The sequence below is a fragment of the Sphingobacterium sp. GVS05A genome, from assembly GCF_019969845.1.
Lineage (GTDB): Bacteria > Bacteroidota > Bacteroidia > Sphingobacteriales > Sphingobacteriaceae > Sphingobacterium.
This window is the reverse complement of record NZ_JAHXYR010000009.1, coordinates 187,799-212,279: the sequence shown is the minus strand read 5'-3', so window position 1 is coordinate 212,279 and position 24,481 is coordinate 187,799. Positions and strand designations below refer to the sequence as shown.

The following is a 24,481-nucleotide window of genomic DNA, read 5'->3' as shown; positions in this document are numbered from 1 at the left end:
CGGAAAAGAAGATTAAGAGAGTGCGGTATTCCGGAGAATATGCCCAAGACTCTTCTTTAAGGACGAAGCTGGGGTTTTTAGTATAGCAAACATATTCTTCCGTTTTTTTATTTTATATTAATACCTTATTATGCTGCAAAGATTCAAAATATTTATCAAATTACAAAATATTTGATTATTAACAACTTACAAATACGTTATAACATTGGCATATTATTGTCATATCGTTTTTTTTAAAATCATCAACCTTTTGATCATTTTCGTTTCATGGAAAGTCAAACAGTAAATCAACTCATCAAACAATCTAGAAAGCTCAGAGGACTGACACAACAGGATCTCGCCAATCAAGCCGGTCTATCTTTAAGAACAGTACAACGAATCGAAAAGGGGACAGAAGAGATCAGTGGTTTCAGTTTAAGGCAAATCAGTCAGATTTTAGAAATTCCTTTAGAACAATTAATTATGCCAAATGTAAATCAAATCAGTATCGACAAAAACCAAAGTGGAAGCATAAAGGCTCTTTACCTCGCTTCCCTAACATTTCTGGTCAACCCCCTATTAGGCCTATTGGTCCCAGCCATTATGGGCTACACCAAGCAAAATAAAGATGCCCAATACAGCATTCATCTAAAAAAGATCATCATCATACATGCCACCGGTCTTTTATTTCTCGGCGCCTTTATAGGTTATATTCTTGCAGCAGATTTTTTAAAAATTGAGTTGCCTTCATCTTTAAATTACATCTTTAACAGCTGGCTTTTTCTTCTAATCCCCGTATGCTATTATGTCGTGATTATTACTTTCACAGCAGTAAACTATTTTCGAATTAAAGGATCCGATGTAAGTTAAGAATGACTGGTATTCAATTTGCTCGAATCGAAATTCGTGATTCGAGCAAGCTGAAAACACGGTTGCATGAATAGGTTTCAGAAAATCAGAAGGACATTTCCCAGAAGAGATAAAGAGGGAAAGCGGTGACATTGAGGAGAAATTGTTGTTAAATATTATAACGGATTTTTTTTCACAACCAATATCAAGTCTTTTTCTAAAGCCAGATATCCCATCTCATAAATAAAATTATAAGTCTGACCTTTACTTGTCGTAATTGTATGTGTGTGAAATTTGAAATCAAATCCCAGTCTTTTTAACTTTTCCCGCTGTACCTTCAGCATGCCTTTCTCCTCCCCGTTTAATACTTCCATGAGAATACGGCGATTCTTACGCAAAATATTATTCACATTGCGAACCAGATTAGTTTGATCGCTATTCAGTTTATTGTTATATGTATTTCGGCAAGAGTCATCACAAAAGCGCTTATCCGACCTTCCTCTTATATTTTCTCCACATTCCAAACAGACTTTTTCCATAGTGTTCAATATGAAATTTAAACGACAACAAACGGTTACAACCGACTATAGTCGAATACAAATGGTAAACAGACGATTAATATCCCCTCTCCTTTTCATCTTTGCTCAAGGTCATTCCACATCCATTGGAGGTTATGGCCTATAACTAAAATAAGAATTATTAGAAACATTTAAAAATTAGACAAAATGAGCACATTACGTAACAAAGTACAATTAATCGGTCATTTAGGAAATGATCCTATCATCAGAACCACTTCAACAGGGACAAATTATACTGTTTTACGACTTGCCACAAATGATCTTTTCAAAAACAGAGCAGGTGAATGGGTTGAAGAAGTACAATGGCATACACTTGTTGTTTGGGGTAAGCAAAACAATACCATTGAAAAGAAATGTAGTCGCGGGACCAAGCTGATGGTTGAAGGGAAACTTACCTATCGTAACTATGAAAATGCTGATGGGGTAAAAAGGTATATTACCGAAATCAAAGTTGACAGCTTTTTGATTCTATCGGATCAAACTTGCTCAAACGAGGAAATACCTGTACTACAAGAGGAGGATGAGGATGAACTCCCGTTTTAATTTAGGGATAAAAAGAAAGTAGGACTCCTAACGCAGTCCTACTTTCTGTCTTATATCAAAAAAATTATTTTGTTGCACTCGCAGTTAACTCCGTCGCTAGCTTTTGAGCATACTCTGTCCATAGCTTTGCATCTTCAGGAGTTAATTTAGTAAGAGCAGTAGCTGTTTTTGTAGCCCACTCCTGTTGTTTTCCAGCTAACTCCTGGATTTTAGTCGCATCTCCACTTTTAGCAGCAGCAACATATTCATTCACATATTTTGTGTAATCGTCTGCCAACTGTTGTGCTTCTGGAGAGCTAAACTTTGGCACTGCAGTAGTCGTAGTTGTTTCTGTCGTTGTTGTCTGTGCAACACCGCCCTTAGTATCAGTTGTGGTGACTGTATCCTTTGTTTCTACTTTTTTGCTGTCTGCATTGTTACAAGAAGCAAAGAAAAGTGCAGCAATTGCCGCAGATAATACCATTTTTTTCATCTGTATAAATTTGTTTTTTAAATTGTGATGAAGCTATCAAATTTATTCACCCCGCAGAGAGGTCAAATAAATCGTGATGGTTTCATGAAACGAATAAGTTTATAATAAATTAAAATTATTTACCAACTTAAATTTGGATTATTTTAATTTATAATCCAAATATATTTTTTTCACAAAACAAATAAATATTAAAAAAGCTCAGTTTTTCTCTTTTCCATGCGTTTAAATTTAAATCTCCGATGATTGAAATAGTCTTCGATTGTAACAAAACCATAGCTTTAATCACGATTCTGTTTTCTCCAAGTCTCCAAAGGAAAATATTCTCCAGAAACGATGTCCAGGATCTGGATATTCTTACAGTCACTCTTGTCCAAATAGAAATGATAATAGGGTTCAAATCTTACTTCACTATTATATCCGGCGGTAAGGGAATACAATTCCTTTCCATCCTGTTTCAAACTATCGATCATAAACGAGATATTGGCTTTGTGATCAGTCAAGCTATCCAAATTTCTTTTGCTTTCCTCAACCTCTTTCAGCGCCAAGATTAATTTCATCGCCTTTTCTGTTGAACAACCAGTTTTCTCGCCCATCTTAGCTGAATTTTCAATTTTCTCTACAGCTGGTTTTTCAGGTATTTGGTCGCTTTTCGCTTTATTAGACTGATTGTTTTGACAGCTGATAAAAACAAGGAATGATATCAAAAGGACAAATAAGATCCGTTTTTTCATTTGTATAAATTATTGATAAGTGTTGGTCTCATCGGTATAAATGAGCTCGTGTTTTGTCCCGACCACCAATGCAAGTCTATATTCTTTCAAATTTACCATACAATTTCCAGAAGTTTCCCTTCTCGGCCAACACAAAGTCGGCTTTTTTCCAAGCGTTTAACACCAGGCTTATTTCTCTTTCTGCCATGGTATATTTCCCAATAAAGAATTCCTCTGCCGAAAAACACAGTCCAAAGGCATTATTTAGTGTATGTAAGCTTTCAATATCAATTTCTTCAAAAAATAGAATCGCCTGTGCTGTTACAGCAAAATCACTCGGAACTGGTATCGCATCCATATACTCTATCGCAATAAAACGATTACGGCTCTGTAGTGGGAATTCAATGACCGGAAGTTCATTCAATTTTGACACATAAGTACAGGCATCTAATAATGCCTCCCTTTCCAACAGCGGAACCTGCGACAATCGTTTGCCACCTAATGTAGGAATATCGGGCTGAAAATAATCGTTAAAATTGAGGATCTCATTAACGGATAGATTTTTTTCAATTAGATGCTGCACAGGAATGCCAAAATAATTTGCAATTTTCAAAACAATCTCGATTTTTGGTTCAGCGCGCATCTCTTCATAAGATGAAATATTACCTCTAGTGAGATTAAAAACATCTCCAAAAGCCTGTTGACTCAATCCTTTCACCTTTCTCAGCTTCTTAATATTATTCCCGACGTTACTCATTTTAAAAAAAAATTAATTTTTTCTTGCAAAATATTTTTGCAATTCACTATCTTTATGCAAAGAATATGTGCAATATATAAAAAACTTGATTATGTACTTCTCAAAAATTGAAAATTATATCGCCAATATCGGTTATAACATCACTCATAAAGATGAAAAAGAAGGTGTTTTTGTTATCGAAAACGAAGATGATGGTATTCGCAATCTCATTGTGGGTATTGCGCAGCCTATCATAATTTTCGAGCAGTACCTATTTACCCTAAACAACGAAAACGTGGACATGTTCAAATCGTTGCTCATCAAAAATAGAGATATCATCCATGGCGGATTTGCCTTGACAGAGGATGGCAAAAAGGTCATATTCCGATATACCATGCAAATACATAATCTCGATCAAAATGAATTTGATGCTGCCATTAATTCGCTCAGTCTTTTGATCAGCGAATATTATAATCAGTTAATAAGTTTTTCAAAATTATAGAATAATGAATATTTTTAAGAGAATTTTCAGAATCGGTCAAGCAGAAATCCACGCTGTAGTGGACAAAATGGAGGACCCCATCAAAATGACGGAACAAGGTATCCGTGAGATGAAAGAAGACCTAGAGCAATCGTTGGAAGCTTACGCAAAAGTAAAAGCGCTAGCCATACGTACGCAGAATAACTGTGAAAAGAAAAAAGAAGAGGCCAATGACTTTGAAAACAAAGCCATTTTATTATTGCAAAAGGCTCAAAAAGGCGAACTTTCTACTGAAAAAGCAGAAAGCTTAGCCAAAGAAGCCCTATTACTGAAAAAGCAATTGTTGATCGAAGCCACCGAATTGGAAAAACAAGCGACAATCCACCAAAGCTCTGCGGAAGAGTTGCACAAGAATGTGGATATACTTAAATTCAATATTTCCAAATGGGAAAGTGAGTTATCAACCTTAAAAGCACGGGTTAAAGTATCCAATGCAGCCAAAATGGTCAATCGACAACTTGCTAATATTGATTCCAACAGTACCATTTCCATGTTGGAACGCATGAAAGAAAAGGTCGAAGAGGATGAGGCTCTGGCCAAAGCCTATGGTGAGATCGCGACGGGCAACAAAAGTAGGATAGATGAAATCAATGAGAACATCGGTGGTTCGGATTCCGTCAACAGTGAACTGGAAGAGTTAAAACGAAAATTAAATAATGATGCGGAGATTTGAGTATAAAACAGTCAAAATCGAGCCCAAAGGTTTCTGGGGAACCAAATTGGATCCGGACAAAATCGACGAGATCCTGAATGATCTAGGGAATCAGGGCTGGGAATTGGTCACAATGCAAGATCTTGAAGTCAATGGCCACTCTTGGTCGTTTCATTACACGTTCAAACGAGAAAAAATTTAAAAGAAAATACAATGACAGAATTAATCAATATCTTATTCAATCCATTATCAAATGGCATCATGACTGTCCTTACAGGACTTTCTGTAGTGTATTGGTTTTTTATGTTTCTCATGGGCGATGGTGTACATCTATTTGATACGGACGCAGATGTAGACCTTCATCCTACTCCTGATGTCGGCGACGTAGATGGCTCGCATGGTATGAACACCGACGGATCAGATCACCCACACCATCATACAGACTCCGATACGCATACTGAACCGGGCTTCTTTGCCAAGGCAATGGATTATATCAATGTCGGAAAAGTGCCGATTATGCTTATTGTCACCATGTTTAAATTCATTGGCTGGGTGATTACCATTGTATCTTCATTGTATATTGACGTCGCATCCTGGGGAATAAAATCGGTCTTGATCTTAATTCCTGTTTTTATCGTTACGTTTTTCTTAATGCATTTTCTGACCAAACCGCTCGCAAGAATGTTTAAAAATATTGGCTATAATGGCGAAGAGAGCCATGACTTCCTGGGTCGCATGGGAAAAATGCGCGCAAGTATTGAAGGCAAAAAAGTAGGTTCTGCTGAATTTATCATCCAACAAGACCCTATCCGTCTCAATGTCGTGAGCCATAATGGTGAAAAGATCGGCTATGGAGATGATGTCATTATCGTGGACGAATCCAAGGACAAAAAATATTATTATGTCACCAAGGAAATCACCATAGACAATATTTAAAATTGATGAGCAAAACAGAAGTGCCCTGTCAGCGCAAAAGCTTACGCAAGCAAAATCTAAATACTCATATTTAAATACTAAAATCTAAATAAATACTAATCATATGCTATATCAACCTCTTTTATTTTTAAGTGGCTTAAACGGAATTATATTGCTAATTGTCGGTTTAGCTGTCTTTCTAATTTTTGCATTCTTTGTTGTACTGAGTGCATTCTATAAAAAAATCCCACAGGGAAAAGCGATTGTCCGGACGGGGGTCGGCGGGACAAAAGTTGCTTTCAATAAGGGTATGTATGTCGTCCCTGTTTTCCACAAAATGGAGATCATGGACATCTCTATCAAAAAAATTGAGATTGCCCGTATGCAAAGCGAGGGATTGATCTGTAAAGATAATATCCGTGCAGATATTAAGGTGGCATTCTTTGTCCGTGTCAACAAAAATGTGGATGATGTGATCAACGTTGCCCAGAATTTGGGCTGTGACCGTGCAAGTGAGCCTGAGACTTTAAAAAGCATCTTTGAATCTAAATTTTCTGAAGCGCTAAAGACCGTAGGTAAGAAATTCGATTTTATCGAATTGTATGAAGCCCGTCGCGAATTTCGTGATGAAATCCTCAATATCATTGGTACCGACCTGAACGGTTATATCCTTGATGACTGTGCGATCGACTATCTGGAGCAGACAGATATCGAACACTTAAATCCCAGCAACATCCTGGATAGTGAAGGTATCAAGAAAATCACCGAACTGACAGCAAAACAAAATATCAATGCCAACTTCATCCGTCGTGACGAAGAGAAATTGATCAAAAAACAAAACGTAGAAGCACGTGAGGCGATTTTAGAACTGGATCGTCAACTTGCCGAAAAAGAAGAAAAACAAAAACGTGAAATCGATAATATCAAAGCCCGCGAAGAAGCAGAGATAGCAAAAGTACGTGAGGAAGAGCGCCTGAAATATGAAAGTGTCCGAATTTCGACCGAAGAGCAGTTGGCTGTACAGGAAGAAAATAAGCTGCGTCAGATAATCATCGCCGAAAAGAACAAGCAACGTACGGATGCTGTCGAAACAGAACGTGTGGAAAAAGACCGTGCACTGGAACAGACAGAGCGTGAGCGTATAGTCACTTTGGCTCAGATTGACAAAGAACGTTCGATTGAGACCGAAAAGAAAAGTATCCAGGGTGTAATCAAAGAACGCGTCCAATTAGAAAAAGGTGTTATCGAAGAACAACAAGGAGTCAAAGATATTGAAGTATTCCGCGAAGTAGAACGGAAGAAACAAGCGGGCGTTATTGCAGCATCACAAGAAGCAGAAGAGAAATTAATTTCCACAGTAAAAGCTGCTGAAGCAGCGAAAATTGCTGCAGAACAAGAAGCAGAGAAAAAAGTGATTGACGCTGAAGCAGCACGTAAGATCGCTGAAAAGCGTGCACAGGAATTATTAATAGACGCCGAAGCGAAAAAAGAAGCATCACTCAAAGAGGCCGAAAGCCGTAAGATCATAGCTGAAGCTCAAGCGAAAGAAGAAGCCGCAATAGGTTTATCGGAAGCCGAAGTAATGGTCGCAAAAGCCGAAGCCGAAGAGAAGCAAGGCACTGTACAGGCAAATGTTATTGAGAAGAAAGCTGAAGCCATGCGCAAAGAAGGTTTAGCACAAGCGGACGTTGTTCGTGAAAAAGCACTTGCCGAAGCGAAAGGTATCGAAGAAAAAGCCGAAGCCATGAAAAAACTGGATGGTGTGGGTAAAGACCACGAAGAGTTCAAATTACAGTTACAAAAAGAACGGGACATCGAACTTGCACAAATCAATATCCAAAAAGATATTGCACAAGCACAGGCCGGTGTATTGTCCGAGGCACTTAAAACAGCGAAGATTGACATCGTCGGAGGTGAAACCATGTTTTTCGAAAACATTGTACGTCAGGTATCCAATTCCAAAGGTTTTGACCATCTGATTGACAATTCGAAACATGCGACTGATATTAAAAATTCGCTATTGGGCCCAGACGGAAAAGGTGATCTTACTGAAAAAGTGCGTGGATTAGCGGATAAATATGGGATCTCATCCAATGATATCAAGAACTTAACAGTTTCTGCGGCGTTGATCAAATTGCAGCAAGCAGCTACAGACGCCGAGAACGGTGAAGATGCAGGTTTTATCAATTCCCTATTTGGGTTGGCAAAAAACCTAGGCATTTCCAATAAAAAGCTGTAACCATATTCATCATCTTGAGCCTTGTAAAGCGTCAAATCTTAACAGGCTCAAGATAATATCCCAAAAACCAAAGCAATCACATGATACGTTTTGTCCTATTTTCTATTTTTCTGGGCTTAAATACCCTCTTGGTAACTGCTCAGACAGTTCAGCAACGATTGGATTCACTATTCCAATCTTTGAATCAGGACGGTGAATTCAGCGGAGCATTCTTGGTAGTCGACAGTGGTAAAGTTGTTTTTGAGAAATATATAGGTTTTGAAAACCCTGCAAAAACGGAAAAAATAAATAGCAATAGTCGTTTTGAATTGGCCTCGGTGAGTAAGCAGTTTACTGCTATGGCCATTATGCAATTGGAAGAAAAAGGCAAGCTCTCCTATGAAGATGATATTACCAAATATTTCTCGCGTATAAAATTCAAAAATGTCCGTATTAAAAATCTATTGCGCCATACCTCGGGAATACCGGAATTTTTGGCATGGGATCAGCAATGGATCGATAAGAAAAAAATAAATACAAATCAGGACTTCCTCAAAATAATTGAGACAAAGATTGACAGCACCTCCTTTAAGCCAGGTGATCAATACGCTTATTCAAATACGAACTACCTACTCCTGGCTCTGATTGTAGAAAAAGTATCTGGGCAATCTTTTGCTTCCTATATGCAGCAGCATATATTCAAACCTGCGGGGATGAACAATACCTCTGTATTTTCGGCGCGTTCACCCAATGCCAACCTTAAAAACTACGCAAAAGGAATGGCCTATGATGCGAAGACCAAGAGCTTCAAAAATGTTGATGACTTTCCTGCATTTAGCTATCTAACTTATTTTGATGGCGGAAGTGGGCCCTATGGAATAAGCAGTACAGCTCAAGATTTATTCCAATGGAACCAGGCTATCCAAAACAATACGTTATTAACGCGTCAGAATTTCATGAAGGCCATCTCTGTCGATACGCTCAATAATGGCAAATCCATTAAAATGGCAGGTTTGTACTATGGTTTTGGCTGGCTCTTTACCGACAGCACCAACAGTGAAAGCAAGATGCATTTTCACACAGGGGGATACCCAGGCTATAAAACGATCAACATTCGAGATTTTAAAGAACAAAAATATTTCATCGCTTTAATGAACAAATGGAATACAGTTGATGTATATCCATTGACATCAACTGTTAATGCAATTCTTCAAAAAAGAAAAGCTCCAGTTATTGAACGTGAAAAATTAACGGGAGCAATCATACTTATGGAGTTTCAGATAAAACAGCTCTTGGGCACATATGAATACACAAAACAACCTGAATTGAAGTTTAAAATTACCGCGAACGATGATGGTAATCTATTTGCCCAGTTATCGGGACAATCAGCCATTGAAGTCTATCCCAAGAATGATTTAGAGTTATTTTATACGGCAGTGCAAGCCGTGCTGAAATTCAGCAAAGAAAATGATCAGATCACAGCGCTGACGTTGTATCAAAATGGTCAGGAATTAAAATTCAATAAAGTTAAATAAGTCAAGAACTAGCGGAACTTATGCCAGAAGAAAACGTAATAAATCAGAACGACAGCCTTGACCAAGGTGCATATGAGATTATCCGAAAGCGACTTCTTACACAAAAAGAAGAACTAGCGACCAAGCTCCTACAATTGAATGAAGCCCGTAAAGAAGTCTTCAATTCAACGAGCTTTGTCCTCAAAGCCAATCAACGGATTACCACAGAAAACAACTGTGTTGCCCGCGGCATTCTGGCCTTGGATAATCAATGTATCTTTGGGTATAACGTGCATTTTGGACTGCGTACCGAGATCAAGCTGGAAGATGTTTTCAGTGTTTATGCATTTGAGAATAATCAATTTATTCCGCAGCCCCTCGACCTGATCAACGATCAAAATTTTATCTCAGATTATCAAAATCTATATAAATACTATAGGGACTCCATATTCTCCAAATTTCGTAGGACGGAGAACTATTTGTACATGATCTTTCAGACCAGCAAAAATCCTGCTGACCTCAAAGCATTCAAATGGTTAATCAAAGATGGTAAGCTCCAGTATCAAGATGACCGCAGCATCCATGAAGTCAAATTGCCCAACCAATTTGAATTTGACTGGACAAAAACAACGCTCGAAGACCGTCGACTGGGAAAATATCCCCATATATCCATTATGGATAAGATCTTTATTGAGGCGATCAATGGCGACATCACCTTCAAGATCGAAAACAATACAGACAGTGGCAAAGGGATCTATTCCGAAAAAGTGGTCAATGTAGACCAACAATTGGACGATGCCGATTATTACTATGCAGATCTCGGCAATCTTATTGCGGTACGTATCAAGCCTTACCAGGAAGATTTCAGGGCCTTTGTCTATAACCAACGGACGAAGGAAGTAATCAACCTCAAATCACTGAATGAATCAGCAATATTGTTACCGGACAATCAAGGGATTATTTTTTCCAATGGATACTACTTACAAAATGGTACACATAAGGTTTTTGACGCCCAGTTTGAACATGTATCGTTCCTGCGTAGGATAGCTTCCCCCAATGGTGAAGATTTTCTGTATATATTCTGTCAGGAGGAAACCAATACTTATATCCTACTGTCATATAACATCATTCAGCAGCATGTCGAGACCCCGATAATCTGCAATGGATTTACCCTATTCAAAGATGGTAGCTTAATTTATTTCCGCACCGAGGCGGAAGCCACCAGACATCATCAGGTGCAGATCTGGGAAACGCCCTATATGGCCATGCTCAAAGAAAATGAGCAGAAGAAAGATGATCCCCTTTATAAAGTAGGCAATAAACAGATCGTGCAGGCGATGGCCGAGGCTCAGGAGGTTATACAGCTGATCAACAAAGAGGACAGCTACGAAGGTTTATACGAAGATATCCTCAAAAAGTCCACGGTTTTATTGGATTCCTATTTCTGGATAAAAGATGACGCTTTATCAAATCTTGGCCAGCCATTAACACAGATCAAGGAAGTCGCCAATACCGCTATTGATGAGTTTGTCAAAGTACAGACACAACGCAAACATGCTGCAGAATTAAATCTAGCAGCAGAAAAGAAGATGGAAGAACTCTCCTTCTCCATCAATAGTATCATTGTGGACAAACTCGATCAGCTCGTCCACCAATTGGCCGACTCCCGTCGTCTCCAGGGTGAAATCATCGACCTTAAAAATGTAAAATATATTGATACGGTCAGGATAGATAGCCTATTGGAAAAACTACAGCGTATCACCTCCGAACTGGCCGAAAAGACCATTGCTTTTCTCCTACGTGACGAGGCCCTGCTTCCTTACGAACAAAAGGTGGAACAGCAGAAGAAAAATGTGGAGGCCATAGTTAAGGTCTATGATGCCAAAGCAATCGAGGAAGCCAATTCAGCCATTTCAAGCGAACTGGAACTATTGATTGATATCCTCAATAGTCTAAAAATTGACGACTCCACACAAACAACCAAAATCATTGAGAAGATTTCGGTTATCTTCTCCTCCTTAAATGAAGTGCGTGCACAGCTTACGCGAAAACTCAATTCATTGAAGAGTACGGAAGCAATAGCCGAATTCTCTGCGCAGCTGACTCTGTTGGAGCAATCCGTAACCAACTACCTCGAACTGTCAACGACAACCGAAAAGGTAGACGAGTATTACACAAAAGTCATCGTTCAGCTGGAAGAACTTGAAAGTAAATTTTCTGAATTTGAAGATTTTGCCCTTAAGATCGCGGACAAACGTGATGAGGTTATCAAGGCTTTTAATTCCCGCAGGGAACAAATCGTTGAACAGATCAACAAGCGTACCTCTTCGCTCGAACAGATCGGTCTTCGTGTATTAAAAAACGTTGAAAACAAATCCAAGACATTTGCAACACGGGAAGAGATCCTCAGCTTCTTTGCCTCGGATCTGATGATCGACAAGATCAGACAGTTGGTACAGGAGCTAAAAACACTGCAGGATGTCTCAAAAGCAGAAAACCTTGAAAATCTGTTAAAGAAATCACAGGAAGATGCCTTACGCGTTTTACGCGACAAAAATGATCTCTTTGTTGATGGCGAAAATATCATTGCATTGGGCAAGCATAAGTTTGCAGTCAATAGTCAATCCCTCAGCCTGACCTTGCTGCGCAGAAATGATGAACTGTATTTCCACTTGACCGGGACAAGTTTCTATCAAAAGGTGCAGGCCGAGGAAATCAACAGTTTTCAGGACATCTGGGATCAGGAACTTGTCTCTGAAAATAAGGAAGTCTATCGTGCAGAATATCTTGCATACAAAGCTTTCATTGCTTCAAAAGGACAACAAGATTTTGATGCCGCATTATTTATCACACAGACCGTGGAGCAAAGTTATTCGGAAGGTTATGTCAAAGGAGTTCACAATGTGGATGCACTGTTGATTTATGATACGGTCAAACAGTTGGACAGCAAATTGGATCTGCTTCGCTATGATCCCCTCTTGCGCACAATGGCTCAGCTATTTTGGCAATCCCTTTCGGATGATCAACGGACAAAGCAGCTGGCACTGATATACTCGACGTACACAATATTAAAAACGTTTCCAAATTCAAATCGTTACCAGTCGGTCATTGATGAACTGACCAAGTTATTCAATGCATGGGAGACACATTTGGATCGCTCCACCATTCATGGCCGTGACCTGGCGACGTACCTTTTTCAGACGTTTACAAGCTACAATACCTTTGTCGTCAGCGAACAGTCCGATGAACTGAAAAAGGCTTTTATTCGATTGCTGGAATCCAAGAAAAGTTACAAGCTATTTGAAGCGGATATTCAGAACGAACAATTTAGCTTGGTAGATCGCTTTTACCTGACCTTAAACTGGCTCAACTCCTTCGTGGACGAACATCCGGAATATCTTAAGCTACGTAAGTATATTGAGGAAGCAGCGATCTTGTTGCTTTATCCGACCCATGACTATCACCTGATCATAGCAAAAGACCAAGCACATATCAGCGGATTAAAAGGCAATCATGCGATCCTGAACAATGGGGAGGAACATATCCAATATCATGAGTTTTTAGCACGTCTGGCACAATTCAGTGAGTATAATGTACCTCGTTTTGTGGCTTTCTCCACACTGAAGGAACAGCTTGCGAAGTCCTATGCCAAAGAACTAAAGATCGGTGAGTTTGAGCCCAAAGTACTGACCTCCTTTGTCCGTAATAAGCTGATCAACGAAGTTTACTTCCCATTGATCGGAAATAACCTCGCCAAACAGCTGGGAGCCGCAGGCGACAACAAGCGTACGGCCCGTATGGGAATGCTTCTATTGATATCGCCTCCGGGTTACGGTAAGACCACTTTAATGGAATATCTTGCCAAAACGATGGGCTTACATTTCGTCAAAATCAATGGCCCGACCATTGGTCATTCCATTACATCCATTGATCCGATTGAAGCAAAAACATCCGGAGAACGGGAAGAACTGAAAAAGATCAATCTTGCATTTGAGATGGCTGACAACGTCATGCTGTATCTGGACGATATCCAGCACTTAAATCCGGAATTCTTACAGAAATTCATTTCTCTTGCCGATGGTCAGCGTAAGATTGATGGCATATTTGAGGGCGAGAGCAAGACCTATGACCTCCGTGGCAAGCGCTTCTGCATCGTAATGGCCGGAAATCCATACACAGAAAGCGGCTCCAAATTTCAGATTCCCGACATGCTTGCCAACCGTGCCGATGTGTACAATCTGGGAGATGTGATCGGTGATACTGAAGCATTATTCAACCTCAGTCTGATCGAAAATGCGGCGATTGAAAACAGTTACCTCGAAAAGATTGCAAGCAAATCGTTTAACGACTTCTATGCCCTGGTCAATTATGCACAGTCTGTTATGGATCAATTACCCGACTTAGAAGGCAACTACCTGAAACAGGATATTGATGACTTTATCGCGGTGCTGCGACATGTACTGAAAATCAGAAATGTCGTGATCAAAGTGAATCAGAATTATATTCAGAGCGCAGCGATGCAGGATAATTACCGTACCGAACCACCATTCAAAATGCAGGGATCCTATCGGAATATGAGCAAACTGGTGGCACAGGTGGTACCGATGATGAATGAGCAGGAAATTGATCAGGTTCTTCTTGCGCACTATGAGAGCGAATCGCAGACACTCACAGCGGATACCGAAAGCAATCTCTTAAAACTAAAAGAGCTTGCCGAGCTGATAAACCCTGTTGAACTGGAACGTTGGGAAACCATCAAGGAAATCTTCCGCAAGAACAACAAACACGGTGGACTTGCCAAAGACGATAAAGTATTCGGTCAGCTACTGGACTTCAATGAAAATCTGGAAGGTATTATTCAGGCTATTCGGGAGTATAAGAACTAAAACCATAAACTTTATTTTTCTCCATTGGTCTATCCAAACCAATGGAGAAAAATAATTTATAAGATGATTTAGCTAAGATGGCATCTACAGTCATTCCGAAGCACGATTGCCCTATTTCACAGCCCCCGAAGAAACGGTAAATATTCCGTAATCGTCAATAAGCATCCGCTCCTTGGTCACCCCATTATACGCCATAATCCGATCCAGTTCTTTCTGCGAACGTCGGCGCATGACCCAATCTTTCTTTTGATGACTGTTCAGCACAAAAGCGATCATTTTCAACTGTGGATGCCATGGCTGTCCGGTATAGACCAGATGGCTGTTTTCCTCACAAATGGAAGTCGCACCATGCACCGCCCTGCTCGCCATTTCATTGTTGCCAAACAATTCGAAAATACCAGAGATCACCACAATATTAGGTTCAAAATCCAGCTTGCTGTAAGTCTCCAGATCAAAACAGTCGTAATTGCTGAAACGTATTCCTTGGAACCTTTTCTTCTTGATGATTTTCTCTCCCACAGCAATATTTGACAACATAAACTCGTTGATCACGATCTCCACTTCCGGATATTTTTCTTTGATGTCAAACAAATAATTTCCGGTACCACCAGCGATATCCAATATTTTCACAAGCCGGCCTGTAGACTTGACCTGCTCAATATTCTCTTCCAATAGACGTAATAGATGCTGTTTGCGTATGCGGATTCCTTTCCAGCCGATCGCTTCCAAGTACCCTTTATCAATGACTTTACCTAGCCCCAACCTGCCTTTCGGCTCATTGCGATATACATAATCCAATGAAATTCCTGAATCAAAACCAAACTGAAGCCCTAAGTTCATGCCATGACTCAATGATCCGATCTTGCCTAAAGTCCATTTCTGGAAAGCATAATTTAGCTTCTCAGCCGCAGGCATCACCTTATGATACAATTTTTCATATTCTTTTACCGAAAACTCGTCGGGCTCTAACCCTTGTTCAGGCTTTTTCCTTGCATAGGCTTTCGTAATAAAATCTTTTAAATAGGTATACACTTTCTGTCTGTTGGATTCAAACAGTATACCATGATAAAAATTGCGCAGGGTAATAAATGTCTTTAGCTTGGAAGCGATGGAAACGAAGAATTGCTTTTGCACTGAGTTTTTAACCACATAGTCCTTTTCGGCGGATAGCACAATCACGGGAATATCGATTGCGGCTGCATCGTCTACGATACGCACACCAGCTTTCAATAGATCAACCAATAAAGCGCCGTTAATGGATTTTGAGATTAGGGGATCAGCATCATAAGCCTGTTGTTGCTCAATATCATGGGTCAGTACCTTCGCCTTGACATAGCTTTGGATAACAAGATCCTTTTTCAGCTTGGTTCCAAGCGCAATCATCTGGTTGGCCAATGGTACATACAGTTTAATCTCAAAGGCAGGGGCCAATAAAGCCATACCTGCAATCGGAGGGGCAAAATCATGTACCCAAGCACTCACAATGACCCCAGCAATACTATTGGCGATGACAAAGACATCCTTCGTATCAACCGCATATTCGGCGCGGATATAGGCCACAAAACTGTCCAGATCGCGCACATTATCCATGAATACTGGTGATACGGGCACTTTGGTATGGCCATGTCCCCGCAGATCAAATGCAAAGATGGAATAATCGGCAAACTGTGGATCGGTAGCCATCTCTTGCAGGCGTTCTGAATGTTCATGCCCACGGTGCAATACAACTAAAGCCTTTTGTCCCTTTTGATAATTCCAAACACGATATAGCAGCTCCCCTTGATCGAAACTCTTAAAATAACCTGATTTCATCTTTTTATAATTTATTCCATCAATACAATGGTGTATGTAATTTTAGTATCTATTCAGCTATGGCTGTTAAAAACAAAGACCAAGCCACCCTTTTTGATTAGGATCTGTCCGCGACGATAATTTTCATCAACGGGATCGCATGATCCTGTAACACCATATGTCTATTGATCGACTTCACCCGATCAATAGCTTTATTTAAATCTAAAGATAATAATTTCTGAATCATCAGAATAGCAAAAATCATGCTCCTACTATAACCCATTGTACAATGAATGATCATATTTTCATGTTCATCCAATGTGTGATAAGCGGATACCATTGCGTCTATGGTCACATGGGCATCATACACACTGATCTCCGCAATATCCAGCAAAGGGAAAGAATAATACTTTTCCATGGCACCCAAGAGTCTCACTTCCTCCAGCTCAGCTGCGAGGTCAAAAACAACCAGATTGCGATCCAACCCCATGACTACAAGTTCCGAAGCGTTCAACCTTGGCCCCACATAACAGCGGGGTAGTAATTCCATCAGCGACGGATTATTTTTCTTTCTAAAAAAACGCCACGTCAACCAGTACACAAATTGGTAAGGAGCGTAAAATACTTTCTTGATCAGCGGTATTCGACCCCGATGATCCTTTAAAAACCCCGTATTACCGCACAGGTAATTGTTACCAACCGCAAAGCAGACTAAGGCTATCCAAGCAAAAACAATCAGCGGCAATACGTATCCCTCGCAGAGCAGTGCCAGTAGCATGAATATCCAGCCGATGAGGTAATAAGTATTCGCTGGCTGTTGATTTCTGCCCCACTCCTTATTTGGAAAGAGTATAAAACTGACCTGAACCAATATGCAAGCTGTCAGTAGATCGATTACATGGTGTTGATATACCGTCAATGTTCCCAGGCCCATCAACAGAAGCCAGATGCCAAAGATTATTTTCTTCCATCCGTTGAACTTCCAACACAGCACCGACCAAAAAAGACAAGCATAAGCGACATGCAGGGAGGGTGCCTGATTAAAAGGCGAATCATATTCCTTTAAGAAGGAAAAGAAAATGTTAAACAGAGGATTTTCAACCGACGGTCTGTCAAAAGAAAACCGCAGCGGAAAAAGGAGAAAGCACAATGCCGCAATCAGGGTGACAAACGTAAATCGCTTTGCATAACACAGGAGTTCGCTCTTTTGTCCGCAATAAAATGGCACAAGGCAAAAAAATAGTCCACTGCTCATATAGGGCAGAATCATCCATGGAATGAATGGGATGTACTGTTCAAAAGCAAATACAAAAGAAGGTACCGCAGCTAAACTGGAGGCGTAGGCTGCAGTATAAAGATAGGTAAGTTGAAAAAGTAACAGGCAATAGATGGCAACAAGGAGCTGCCCGCCTACTTTCTTTAATCGTTTTTCATCCATTTGGCTTTCCTAAACATGATTTTACTTAATAATACATGAGGGAGCAGGCCTAAAAATCCCATCAACCATTTCATACGCTTCGGAAAAATCACGATTTTTTTCTTTTGCTGTATCGCTTTTAAGATGCGTTGCGCGGCATCGTCTACACTGATCAAAAAGGGCTTTTTGGAGAGATCCTGCTGATTAAGTTGACGGAGCTTAGTTGTATCCACATACCCTGGTGCGATGACTGTCACTGCAATCCCATACGGAAGCAATGCCCTCCGATAAGCTTCTGCCATTTGGATTGCGGCTCGCTTTGTTTTGCTGTACAAACTTGAATTCGGAAAGTCTAAAGTTCCCGAGACGGATGCTATTGTCGCGATCTGCCCCTTTGATTGTCCACGCATGGCTTCGCTGGCGACTTCAAAACAGTTCAGGGTACCGAGCATATTGACTCGGAGCATCTCACCTGCCTCTTCATAACTGATACGCTGTGCCACATCATCAGCATAACTTCCGGTACAATTGATAAAAAGATCCAATGCCACATGATTACAGAAGGAATCAACGGCATCAGCCAAAGCATCCCGATTACATACATCTACTTCAAACTTGATGAGCGCATCGTCTGCTTGTTGATTGGTCAACTTTGAAAGGTCTCGACCACATACAGCAACTTCAGCCCCCTGTTGGAGATAGCATTGTGCTAGTGCCAAACCTATTCCGCTTGTTCCGCCTGCGATAAATACCTTCATTTTATAAAAAAATAGCGATTATTTTACCCGCTTGATCGGGCTATCTTGTCAAACAAATAAACCTTCGATGTATGCCACCTAAGTTTTCCAATAGATCCCGTATTAAACCATATACAATTCCAAGCTCTCCAGAACTTCATAATTTATGTACATTGTGAACGATCTCTTCGCTCGCATGGCCTCTCTCCAAACTACCATTATTCTGATATCTCGGGCACTACGCCATACGCAGTTCCAACGTCTTCCGATATCCATAATTCCACTGTGCTTCCATAGCGGTGGCAAATTCATCCAGACTTGCTGGTAGGGACAATGTTATTTCAAATCTACGCCAATCTATACCTTTTTTACAATAGTTTCCTGCTAACTGTTCCGCGGCATCCCTTGTATCGATCCATCGGATCCCCTGAAATTGCCGATCAATATCCCGCAAGCGTTGGTTTCCGCTGAAGCCCAATACCGCCCTTACCAATCCCTCTTCCTGCAATTTATACGGCGGCTTCCGCTCACAGATAACTTCTGCGGCCAAAGACTGCGCCAACTCTACAGGGACCAGATCAATGGCTCCACCGGCATAAAATTCCCCATTCCGCTGTATCGGCTCTATATAAAACATATCGGACATGGAAATACGAACAGCCTCCAACAATGTCACCGCTGAATTTATCGCTATCGTTGAGGTAACAGCACTTTGTCCATAATTTTCACCTTGAATTTGAATGCTATCCAAATTTACGTTCGATAGTACACTTGTATTTCCCATCAGGATTTTCTGATAGAGCTTACGTTGGCCACGTCTCTCCCCAACTCCCGAACGGTCAAAAAGCATTTTCGAACCAATAATAATCGACGGTATTTCCTCCGAAAATGGGCGGTTCAAAGTTGGTAATAAGGGCGAAAGATCATATTCCATATCGACCAGATAACGATCAAAGACATCTTCCAGATAAGGAGCAGATCGTTTATCCCACTGCTTTTTTAACACATACCACCCCAGTTTACCCAGATGACGTTGTTCCGTAAGCTGATGCCCACAGAAGAAGCGATAAAACTCTTCGGATTGGAGATAAGATTTCCGCTCTGCATCTGTTGCAAAAGCCTGAATAATCGCAGCAGCCAGCGATCCACCGCAGGCGGCAATCAGTAGATCCGGTTTTAACCCCAGTTCCTCCAGCGCGGCATACATTCCCAAGTACAAGCCAAAACGAGTACCACCTCCTGAAAATAAAACTGCCCGCTGATAATTCATTTCGCGATATATTAGATATGATATTCTGGTTTTACTTACAAATTCGTCATTTCTATCAAACAAATCAAACCATAGAAAACAGGTGCATTAAACACCAAGCTATCTATCCGATCCAGTAATCCACCATGTCCGGGGATTAATGTACCCGTATCCTTGACTCCCGTCTTGCGTTTCAAAAAGGAGAAAAGCACATCACCACAAAATCCCAATGAACCAAAGAGCAGACCAAGCAACGAAAAGCAGATAAAATCCCCAAATGGCAATAACAGATAGCCCAAGATATTACTCAAAATTACCGTCAGCCCGATCCCACCGATACATCCGGCAACAGTTTTGTTTGGACTGATACGCGGAACAATCTTTCGTTTACCAAAGAATTTACCCATTAGATATTGGAATACATCGTTCAGTTCCGTTAAAACAATGATATAGGCTACAAGCCGTAATCCCATGAGCTCATCCTGATTGATTTGTACTGCTCGGATAAAGGCCAGTTGGCTGAATGCAAGCAGACAGGCAGCCGCTCCAAAGGTCATCCCGATAGCAGCACTCATCGCTGTTTTCTGTCCCAACCGGAAAAACAGCCCAACTCCTATGCACAATAGTGTCGCCCAACATAGATAGGCGCTGTATGAACAGTGGATTAAAAGGATCAGCTGCAATAGACCCGCTACAATAGCAAAGGGCAGTGCAAAACTAAAATTGGGGACAAACATCTTCATAAACTCGCGCATGCCCTGAAACGTCAGCCAGGAAACAAACAGCAATGTTATTGTTTGCGGAACGAAAACGATAGCCAGTACCAGTACGATATAACCCCAGCTTCTGACCCGTACAGGTACGTCAGCAAACTTGCCCTTCGGATTGGATACTTCACTCATGTACCACCAATGCCTTTCTTAATCGCGTTATCGAACTCAAGACCAATAGCAAACATAGCACAGCAAAAATATAAACTGAAATAGTCGTTATCGAGACCTGTAACAAGCTCAAAATACCATATACGCCGAGCAACAATGCACGGTCACTTTTACCCATGGGCCCATCATAACGACGATCATTGGCCACAACTTTTCCAATCAGACCACAGAATTCATTGATGACACACAAAATAATAAAGCATACCACCAGATATAAACTCTCAGGATGAAATTTCAGCAAGGGAAAAAAGATCAGGACATCGGAGACAATATCGCCTACCTCGTTCAAGACTTCCCCTTTTTTACTTGTCTGATTGAAAAGACGGGCCATCATGCCATCCAATGCATTGAAGGCCATCCGCAATAATAAACCGATCGGTAATACCAAGAACAAAATTGACATCCGGTCAGCGTACCAAAACGATACTGCGATAACCAAAGACAAAACGATCGACCCAATAGTTATCTGATTGGCTGTTACCTTTTTCCGATGCAAGAAAGTCAGAATCGGCATCAATAACTGCTGAAACTTTGGTTTTAATTTATAAACAGAAATCATATATGCGCTATATAGCTTACTTTTTTTATTTTTTTTAAAAAAAACTTTTGATAGTGTAAAAAATACACTATATTTATACCATCATAATTTAGGTTTATAATTGGTTATTTAAGGTTTTCATTCTCCCCGATTGAAAACCTTTTTTTTTGCCCACTAAATCACGAACTACCATCGCCCGCCTGCGCCTCCACCACCTGAAGAACCACCGCCAAAACTTCCACCGCCACTACTACTGGATCCACCGCCACCAGACCTGCTCGATGAAGACCGCACTTTAACAGGTATAGTATGCTCACCATGAGATACGCGATGCCCACAGTTCTTACATTTATCAAAACGTTCCTCCAAGCCCTGCGAACTGTATGTTGCAGATCGGATCGTATGTGAAAGTCCCGTTTCAAACGTACGGTAATGACATTGAGGACAATCAATGTACCCCGCATTTTCATCCCAGGGAACCAACTTGGTTTCATTGCTTATCTGATCTACCCAAATCTCATAAGATCGACTACCAATTTTCTCCTCCATGAGTTGTCCCTGATCTAGGTAAGCACTTTCTCTGATAGATACATCATCCTTATTCATCCGTAACCAACGCCCCGAACCATCCGGAGGGGTCAATCGTAGTTCATTCCTTCGAATCCGCTTATTTATTCCAAAAAGATCAAACAGCGCCAAAGGACTTAGCAATAAAGGAACAAGTCCCCAAATGCGAAATTTACGTAAGGCTTGCTGGATATTCTCCTCATCGCGATAAGAATTGACAATCTGCGTACGGCTCGCATTATATTTCATCGCCAATGTAATACTGCCAAATATAAAAATAAAGTAAGGAAGGTTTTTCCATTGATAAACGACTTCAAAGTTGTTCAACGCAAAAGCACATATAAACACACTGGCAAACATCAACATCCCCATACAACCACAGCCGCTGACCAGTGGTGGAAAATACTTACTTTTCTTGGTCAGTTGCCCTTTTATCGCGCGGGTCACCTCACCCAGCCAGATATAACAGACGGCAAATAAAGCTAGCACCAAAAGTGAATTTCGCAGGATAGGACTGCTGAAGCTCCAGATCGGAGTTGCCTCAGGCATCAGGCGCTCCAATTCAGCCTTGCTATCAGGCGACATTAGAATGGTTTTGATAAACTGTGAAGCCTCAGAAACTCCTTGGTCATAATTTCCATTTCGAAAATTAGGCACCAGATACTTCTCACCGATCCGCTTTAAATAGGCATCAGGCAAGGTACTTTCCATCCCATATCCCGTAATAAAACGATATTCCCGCCGATCTTTGGCAATAAACAATAATAAACCATTGTTACTCCCCTTCTTGCCGATACCCCAGGTATTAAATAGTTTAAGTGCAAATTCAAAATCGCTGTCACCGACATAGTCATTGACCAATACAATGGCATATTCACTTTTGGTAGCTGCTTCGATCTGTGTGGATAAACCATCCAGTTCAGCTACAGTACCCGATGACAAGATCCCATCAGGATTGGAGACAAAATAGTCTTGCCCTTTCTGCTTCGGACTAGGTACATTATCGACAGTATACTGTGCCAATACCGGAACAGCATTTAAACAGCAGCTTAGCCAAAATAAAAGGAAGATATAGAGTTGATGTGATCTATGCATATTTTTTAGAATAACTCAAACAACAAAATTTGGTTCATTGTCACGATATTAAGAAAAAAAAATCAAACAAAGGTTTCCATCAAAAAAAAGCCCATAATCAACCGATTATGGGCCTGTATAATTCAATATTCGTTTGAGACTCTCCGTCCTATTAATGTATCCTAGCAATTACTTTATATAACCGTTTTGTTGAACTATAGCCACAGTACGCGGGCCTGTTTATCGCTATCAATGACCAAGCCAGTGTAAAATCAAGACACCGATCAATCCAATAACAGAAACCAGCGTTTCCATCACCGTCCATGAGCGAAATGTATCCTTCACGCTCACTCCAAAATAAGATTTAAACATCCAAAACCCCGGATCGTTGACGTGTGAGAACATGAGACTGCCCGCTCCGGTCGCTAGCACCATTAATTCAGGAGTAACATCTCCTGCTTGCACAATGGGGAGCATAATGCCCGCTGCCGTGAGTCCAGCAACACTTGCCGAACCGATAACTAGGCGAATGATACCGGCTATTAACCATGCAAGCACAAGAGGTGACAAGCTAAGGTCTGCAGTTAGGTCAGCGATGTAGTTCGCTACACCACTATCTACCAAAATTTGCTTGAAGGCGCCTGATGCTGCAATGATAAAAAGGATCATCATTATCCCACGGATTGCTTCTTCCACACTTTCTGACTGCTCCCGCAAACTTTTACCTTGGCGGATCCCCATCGTGTACATCGCCACCAGAGATGCAATCATTAAAGCCACCACCGGGTCACCCAAGAAACGTAGTGCCGTCAGCCAAGGGGAATCTTCTGGGAATATTAGATGTGCAAATGAACCAAAAGCAATTAAAATTATTGGAAACAGTCCCGTAAATATACTTATTGCAAATCCAGGAAGCTCTTTCCTATCTGCCTGATTGTATTCAGGAAAAAACTCCGCCGGTGGGTTGGTCGGAATACGCTTAAGCATCCTACCAAAGAGCGGCCCACCAATGATTATGGCTGGAATTGCCACAACAATGCCATAGGCCATTGTCAAACCTATATCCGCATTGTAAGTAACCGCTATGGCTGTAGCTCCCGGATGCGGTGGCAAATAACCGTGCGTCACAGACAGCGCTGCCAGCAGTGGAATACCCACGTAAAGCAAGGGCATTTTATTGGAAGCACATACCATGAAAACAAACGGTACCAAGACGATAAAACCGACATTGTAAAATAAAGGAATTCCTACTAAAAAGCCCGTGAGAACCATTGCCCAAGGTAAGTTCTTTCTGCCAAATACCGCCGTTAGTTTCGTTGTAATCTTTTCTGCAGCGCCCCCCTCCGCCATCAATTTACCCAGTAAAGACCCGAAAGCCAACAAAAGTGCCAATTGGCCCATAGTACTACTCACTCCGGTTTCAACGGATTTAAGGATATCGACGGCATTCATATTCATAGCAAAACCAACCGCAACAGAGGTTATCAGTAATGAAAAGATCGTGTTTAACCTGACGACAGTGACTAAAAGAAGTAGCAAAGCTACTCCCAAAATAACGATGATTAGAGGCATAA

The 24,481-nt window shown here is 40.8% G+C and carries 21 protein-coding genes; 9 read left to right on the top strand and 12 right to left on the bottom strand.

Going from position 1 to position 24,481, the window contains the following annotated elements:
- Positions 1-267: 267 nt before the first annotated feature.
- Positions 268-849, top strand: coding sequence for a helix-turn-helix domain-containing protein (locus tag LC454_RS21300; RefSeq protein ID WP_223584482.1), 582 nt, complete (start codon positions 268-270; stop codon positions 847-849).
- A gap of 155 nt (positions 850-1,004) precedes the next feature.
- Here the strand turns inward: LC454_RS21300 and LC454_RS21295 are convergent, their stop codons facing one another.
- Positions 1,005-1,367 carry a hypothetical protein gene (locus LC454_RS21295; RefSeq protein ID WP_223584480.1) on the bottom strand — a complete coding sequence of 121 codons (363 nt, stop codon included), beginning with the start codon at positions 1,365-1,367 and terminating at the stop codon, positions 1,005-1,007.
- A 186-nt stretch (positions 1,368-1,553) separates the two neighbouring features.
- Here LC454_RS21295 and LC454_RS21290 point away from each other — a divergent pair, with 186 nt between their 5' ends.
- A complete protein-coding gene (locus tag LC454_RS21290) occupies positions 1,554-1,949 on the top strand; it encodes a single-stranded DNA-binding protein (RefSeq protein WP_223584479.1) in 396 nt (131 codons plus the stop codon).
- A gap of 64 nt (positions 1,950-2,013) precedes the next feature.
- On the opposite strand, the gene LC454_RS21285 is transcribed toward LC454_RS21290, so the two are convergent.
- The 3 genes from LC454_RS21285 to LC454_RS21275 form a co-directional block, all read right to left on the bottom strand.
- Positions 2,014-2,412, bottom strand: coding sequence for a hypothetical protein (locus LC454_RS21285; RefSeq protein ID WP_223584477.1), 399 nt, complete (start codon positions 2,410-2,412; stop codon positions 2,014-2,016).
- Positions 2,413-2,699: 287 nt separating this feature from the next.
- Positions 2,700-3,152 carry a hypothetical protein gene (locus tag LC454_RS21280; RefSeq protein WP_223584469.1) on the bottom strand — a complete coding sequence of 151 codons (453 nt, stop codon included), beginning with the start codon at positions 3,150-3,152 and terminating at the stop codon, positions 2,700-2,702.
- Positions 3,153-3,228: 76 nt separating this feature from the next.
- Positions 3,229-3,888, bottom strand: coding sequence for a helix-turn-helix domain-containing protein (locus tag LC454_RS21275; RefSeq protein WP_223584467.1), 660 nt, complete (start codon positions 3,886-3,888; stop codon positions 3,229-3,231).
- Positions 3,889-3,979: 91 nt separating this feature from the next.
- Between LC454_RS21275 and LC454_RS21270 the strand changes: the two genes are divergently transcribed.
- The 7 genes from LC454_RS21270 to LC454_RS21240 all read left to right on the top strand — a co-directional run bounded on the left by LC454_RS21270 (position 3,980) and on the right by LC454_RS21240 (position 14,593).
- A complete protein-coding gene (locus LC454_RS21270; protein WP_223584466.1) occupies positions 3,980-4,369 on the top strand; it encodes a YbjN domain-containing protein in 390 nt (129 codons plus the stop codon).
- Positions 4,370-4,373: 4 nt separating this feature from the next.
- Positions 4,374-5,081 (top strand): PspA/IM30 family protein, encoded by a 708-nt coding sequence (locus LC454_RS21265; RefSeq protein WP_223584465.1) that lies wholly within the window; start codon positions 4,374-4,376, stop codon positions 5,079-5,081.
- Positions 5,065-5,262: a DUF4177 domain-containing protein gene (locus tag LC454_RS21260; protein ID WP_223584464.1), complete on the top strand. Its 198-nt coding sequence runs from the start codon at positions 5,065-5,067 to the stop codon at positions 5,260-5,262. Before LC454_RS21265 ends, LC454_RS21260 begins: the two co-directional genes overlap by 17 nt.
- Positions 5,263-5,273: 11 nt before the next feature.
- On the top strand, positions 5,274-5,996 hold the full coding sequence (locus LC454_RS21255) for an OB-fold-containig protein (RefSeq protein ID WP_223584462.1): 723 nt from the start codon (positions 5,274-5,276) through the stop codon (positions 5,994-5,996).
- 103 nt (positions 5,997-6,099) lie between these two features.
- Positions 6,100-8,214, top strand: coding sequence for a flotillin family protein (locus LC454_RS21250; RefSeq protein WP_223584461.1), 2,115 nt, complete (start codon positions 6,100-6,102; stop codon positions 8,212-8,214).
- 80 nt (positions 8,215-8,294) lie between these two features.
- A complete protein-coding gene (locus LC454_RS21245) occupies positions 8,295-9,728 on the top strand; it encodes a serine hydrolase domain-containing protein (RefSeq protein ID WP_223584460.1) in 1,434 nt (477 codons plus the stop codon).
- 20 nt (positions 9,729-9,748) lie between these two features.
- Positions 9,749-14,593 carry a DNA repair ATPase gene (locus tag LC454_RS21240; protein WP_223584459.1) on the top strand — a complete coding sequence of 1,615 codons (4,845 nt, stop codon included), beginning with the start codon at positions 9,749-9,751 and terminating at the stop codon, positions 14,591-14,593.
- 111 nt (positions 14,594-14,704) lie between these two features.
- Here the strand turns inward: LC454_RS21240 and LC454_RS21235 are convergent, their stop codons facing one another.
- The 8 genes from LC454_RS21235 to LC454_RS21200 form a co-directional block, all read right to left on the bottom strand.
- Positions 14,705-16,405, bottom strand: a complete 1,701-nt coding sequence (locus LC454_RS21235) for a bifunctional alpha/beta hydrolase/class I SAM-dependent methyltransferase (protein ID WP_223584458.1) — start codon at positions 16,403-16,405, stop codon at positions 14,705-14,707.
- A 97-nt stretch (positions 16,406-16,502) separates the two neighbouring features.
- On the bottom strand, positions 16,503-17,822 hold the full coding sequence (locus LC454_RS21230) for a phosphatase PAP2 family protein (protein WP_223584457.1): 1,320 nt from the start codon (positions 17,820-17,822) through the stop codon (positions 16,503-16,505).
- On the bottom strand, positions 17,804-18,559 hold the full coding sequence (locus LC454_RS21225) for an SDR family NAD(P)-dependent oxidoreductase (RefSeq protein ID WP_223584456.1): 756 nt from the start codon (positions 18,557-18,559) through the stop codon (positions 17,804-17,806). The genes LC454_RS21230 and LC454_RS21225 overlap by 19 nt, the downstream gene beginning before the upstream one ends.
- Before the next feature lie 217 nt (positions 18,560-18,776).
- Positions 18,777-19,808 carry a patatin-like phospholipase family protein gene (locus tag LC454_RS21220; RefSeq protein ID WP_223584455.1) on the bottom strand — a complete coding sequence of 344 codons (1,032 nt, stop codon included), beginning with the start codon at positions 19,806-19,808 and terminating at the stop codon, positions 18,777-18,779.
- A gap of 35 nt (positions 19,809-19,843) precedes the next feature.
- Positions 19,844-20,689, bottom strand: coding sequence for a phosphatidate cytidylyltransferase (locus tag LC454_RS21215; protein ID WP_223584453.1), 846 nt, complete (start codon positions 20,687-20,689; stop codon positions 19,844-19,846).
- Positions 20,682-21,287 carry a CDP-alcohol phosphatidyltransferase family protein gene (locus LC454_RS21210; protein ID WP_223584451.1) on the bottom strand — a complete coding sequence of 202 codons (606 nt, stop codon included), beginning with the start codon at positions 21,285-21,287 and terminating at the stop codon, positions 20,682-20,684. The genes LC454_RS21215 and LC454_RS21210 overlap by 8 nt, the downstream gene beginning before the upstream one ends.
- A 165-nt stretch (positions 21,288-21,452) precedes the next feature.
- A complete protein-coding gene (locus LC454_RS21205; protein WP_223584449.1) occupies positions 21,453-22,928 on the bottom strand; it encodes a TPM domain-containing protein in 1,476 nt (491 codons plus the stop codon).
- 228 nt (positions 22,929-23,156) lie between these two features.
- A complete protein-coding gene (locus LC454_RS21200) occupies positions 23,157-24,479 on the bottom strand; it encodes a gluconate:H+ symporter (protein ID WP_223584448.1) in 1,323 nt (440 codons plus the stop codon).
- Positions 24,480-24,481: the final 2 nt, after the last annotated feature.

Bases quoted from the DNA above. Each gene is read 5' to 3' on its own strand.
- LC454_RS21300 (WP_223584482.1), top strand. From the start codon at position 268: ATGGAAAGTCAAACAGTAAATCAACTCATCAAACAATCTAGAAAGCTC.
- LC454_RS21295 (WP_223584480.1), bottom strand. From the start codon at position 1,367: ATGGAAAAAGTCTGTTTGGAATGTGGAGAAAATATAAGAGGAAGGTCG.
- LC454_RS21290 (WP_223584479.1), top strand. From the start codon at position 1,554: ATGAGCACATTACGTAACAAAGTACAATTAATCGGTCATTTAGGAAAT.
- LC454_RS21285 (WP_223584477.1), bottom strand. From the start codon at position 2,412: ATGGTATTATCTGCGGCAATTGCTGCACTTTTCTTTGCTTCTTGTAAC.
- LC454_RS21280 (WP_223584469.1), bottom strand. From the start codon at position 3,152: ATGAAAAAACGGATCTTATTTGTCCTTTTGATATCATTCCTTGTTTTT.
- LC454_RS21275 (WP_223584467.1), bottom strand. From the start codon at position 3,888: ATGAGTAACGTCGGGAATAATATTAAGAAGCTGAGAAAGGTGAAAGGA.
- LC454_RS21270 (WP_223584466.1), top strand. From the start codon at position 3,980: ATGTACTTCTCAAAAATTGAAAATTATATCGCCAATATCGGTTATAAC.
- LC454_RS21265 (WP_223584465.1), top strand. From the start codon at position 4,374: ATGAATATTTTTAAGAGAATTTTCAGAATCGGTCAAGCAGAAATCCAC.
- LC454_RS21260 (WP_223584464.1), top strand. From the start codon at position 5,065: ATGATGCGGAGATTTGAGTATAAAACAGTCAAAATCGAGCCCAAAGGT.
- LC454_RS21255 (WP_223584462.1), top strand. From the start codon at position 5,274: ATGACAGAATTAATCAATATCTTATTCAATCCATTATCAAATGGCATC.
- LC454_RS21250 (WP_223584461.1), top strand. From the start codon at position 6,100: ATGCTATATCAACCTCTTTTATTTTTAAGTGGCTTAAACGGAATTATA.
- LC454_RS21245 (WP_223584460.1), top strand. From the start codon at position 8,295: ATGATACGTTTTGTCCTATTTTCTATTTTTCTGGGCTTAAATACCCTC.
- LC454_RS21240 (WP_223584459.1), top strand. From the start codon at position 9,749: ATGCCAGAAGAAAACGTAATAAATCAGAACGACAGCCTTGACCAAGGT.
- LC454_RS21235 (WP_223584458.1), bottom strand. From the start codon at position 16,405: ATGAAATCAGGTTATTTTAAGAGTTTCGATCAAGGGGAGCTGCTATAT.
- LC454_RS21230 (WP_223584457.1), bottom strand. From the start codon at position 17,822: ATGGATGAAAAACGATTAAAGAAAGTAGGCGGGCAGCTCCTTGTTGCC.
- LC454_RS21225 (WP_223584456.1), bottom strand. From the start codon at position 18,559: ATGAAGGTATTTATCGCAGGCGGAACAAGCGGAATAGGTTTGGCACTA.
- LC454_RS21220 (WP_223584455.1), bottom strand. From the start codon at position 19,808: ATGAATTATCAGCGGGCAGTTTTATTTTCAGGAGGTGGTACTCGTTTT.
- LC454_RS21215 (WP_223584453.1), bottom strand. From the start codon at position 20,689: ATGAGTGAAGTATCCAATCCGAAGGGCAAGTTTGCTGACGTACCTGTA.
- LC454_RS21210 (WP_223584451.1), bottom strand. From the start codon at position 21,287: ATGATTTCTGTTTATAAATTAAAACCAAAGTTTCAGCAGTTATTGATG.
- LC454_RS21205 (WP_223584449.1), bottom strand. From the start codon at position 22,928: ATGCATAGATCACATCAACTCTATATCTTCCTTTTATTTTGGCTAAGC.
- LC454_RS21200 (WP_223584448.1), bottom strand. From the start codon at position 24,479: ATGCCTCTAATCATCGTTATTTTGGGAGTAGCTTTGCTACTTCTTTTA.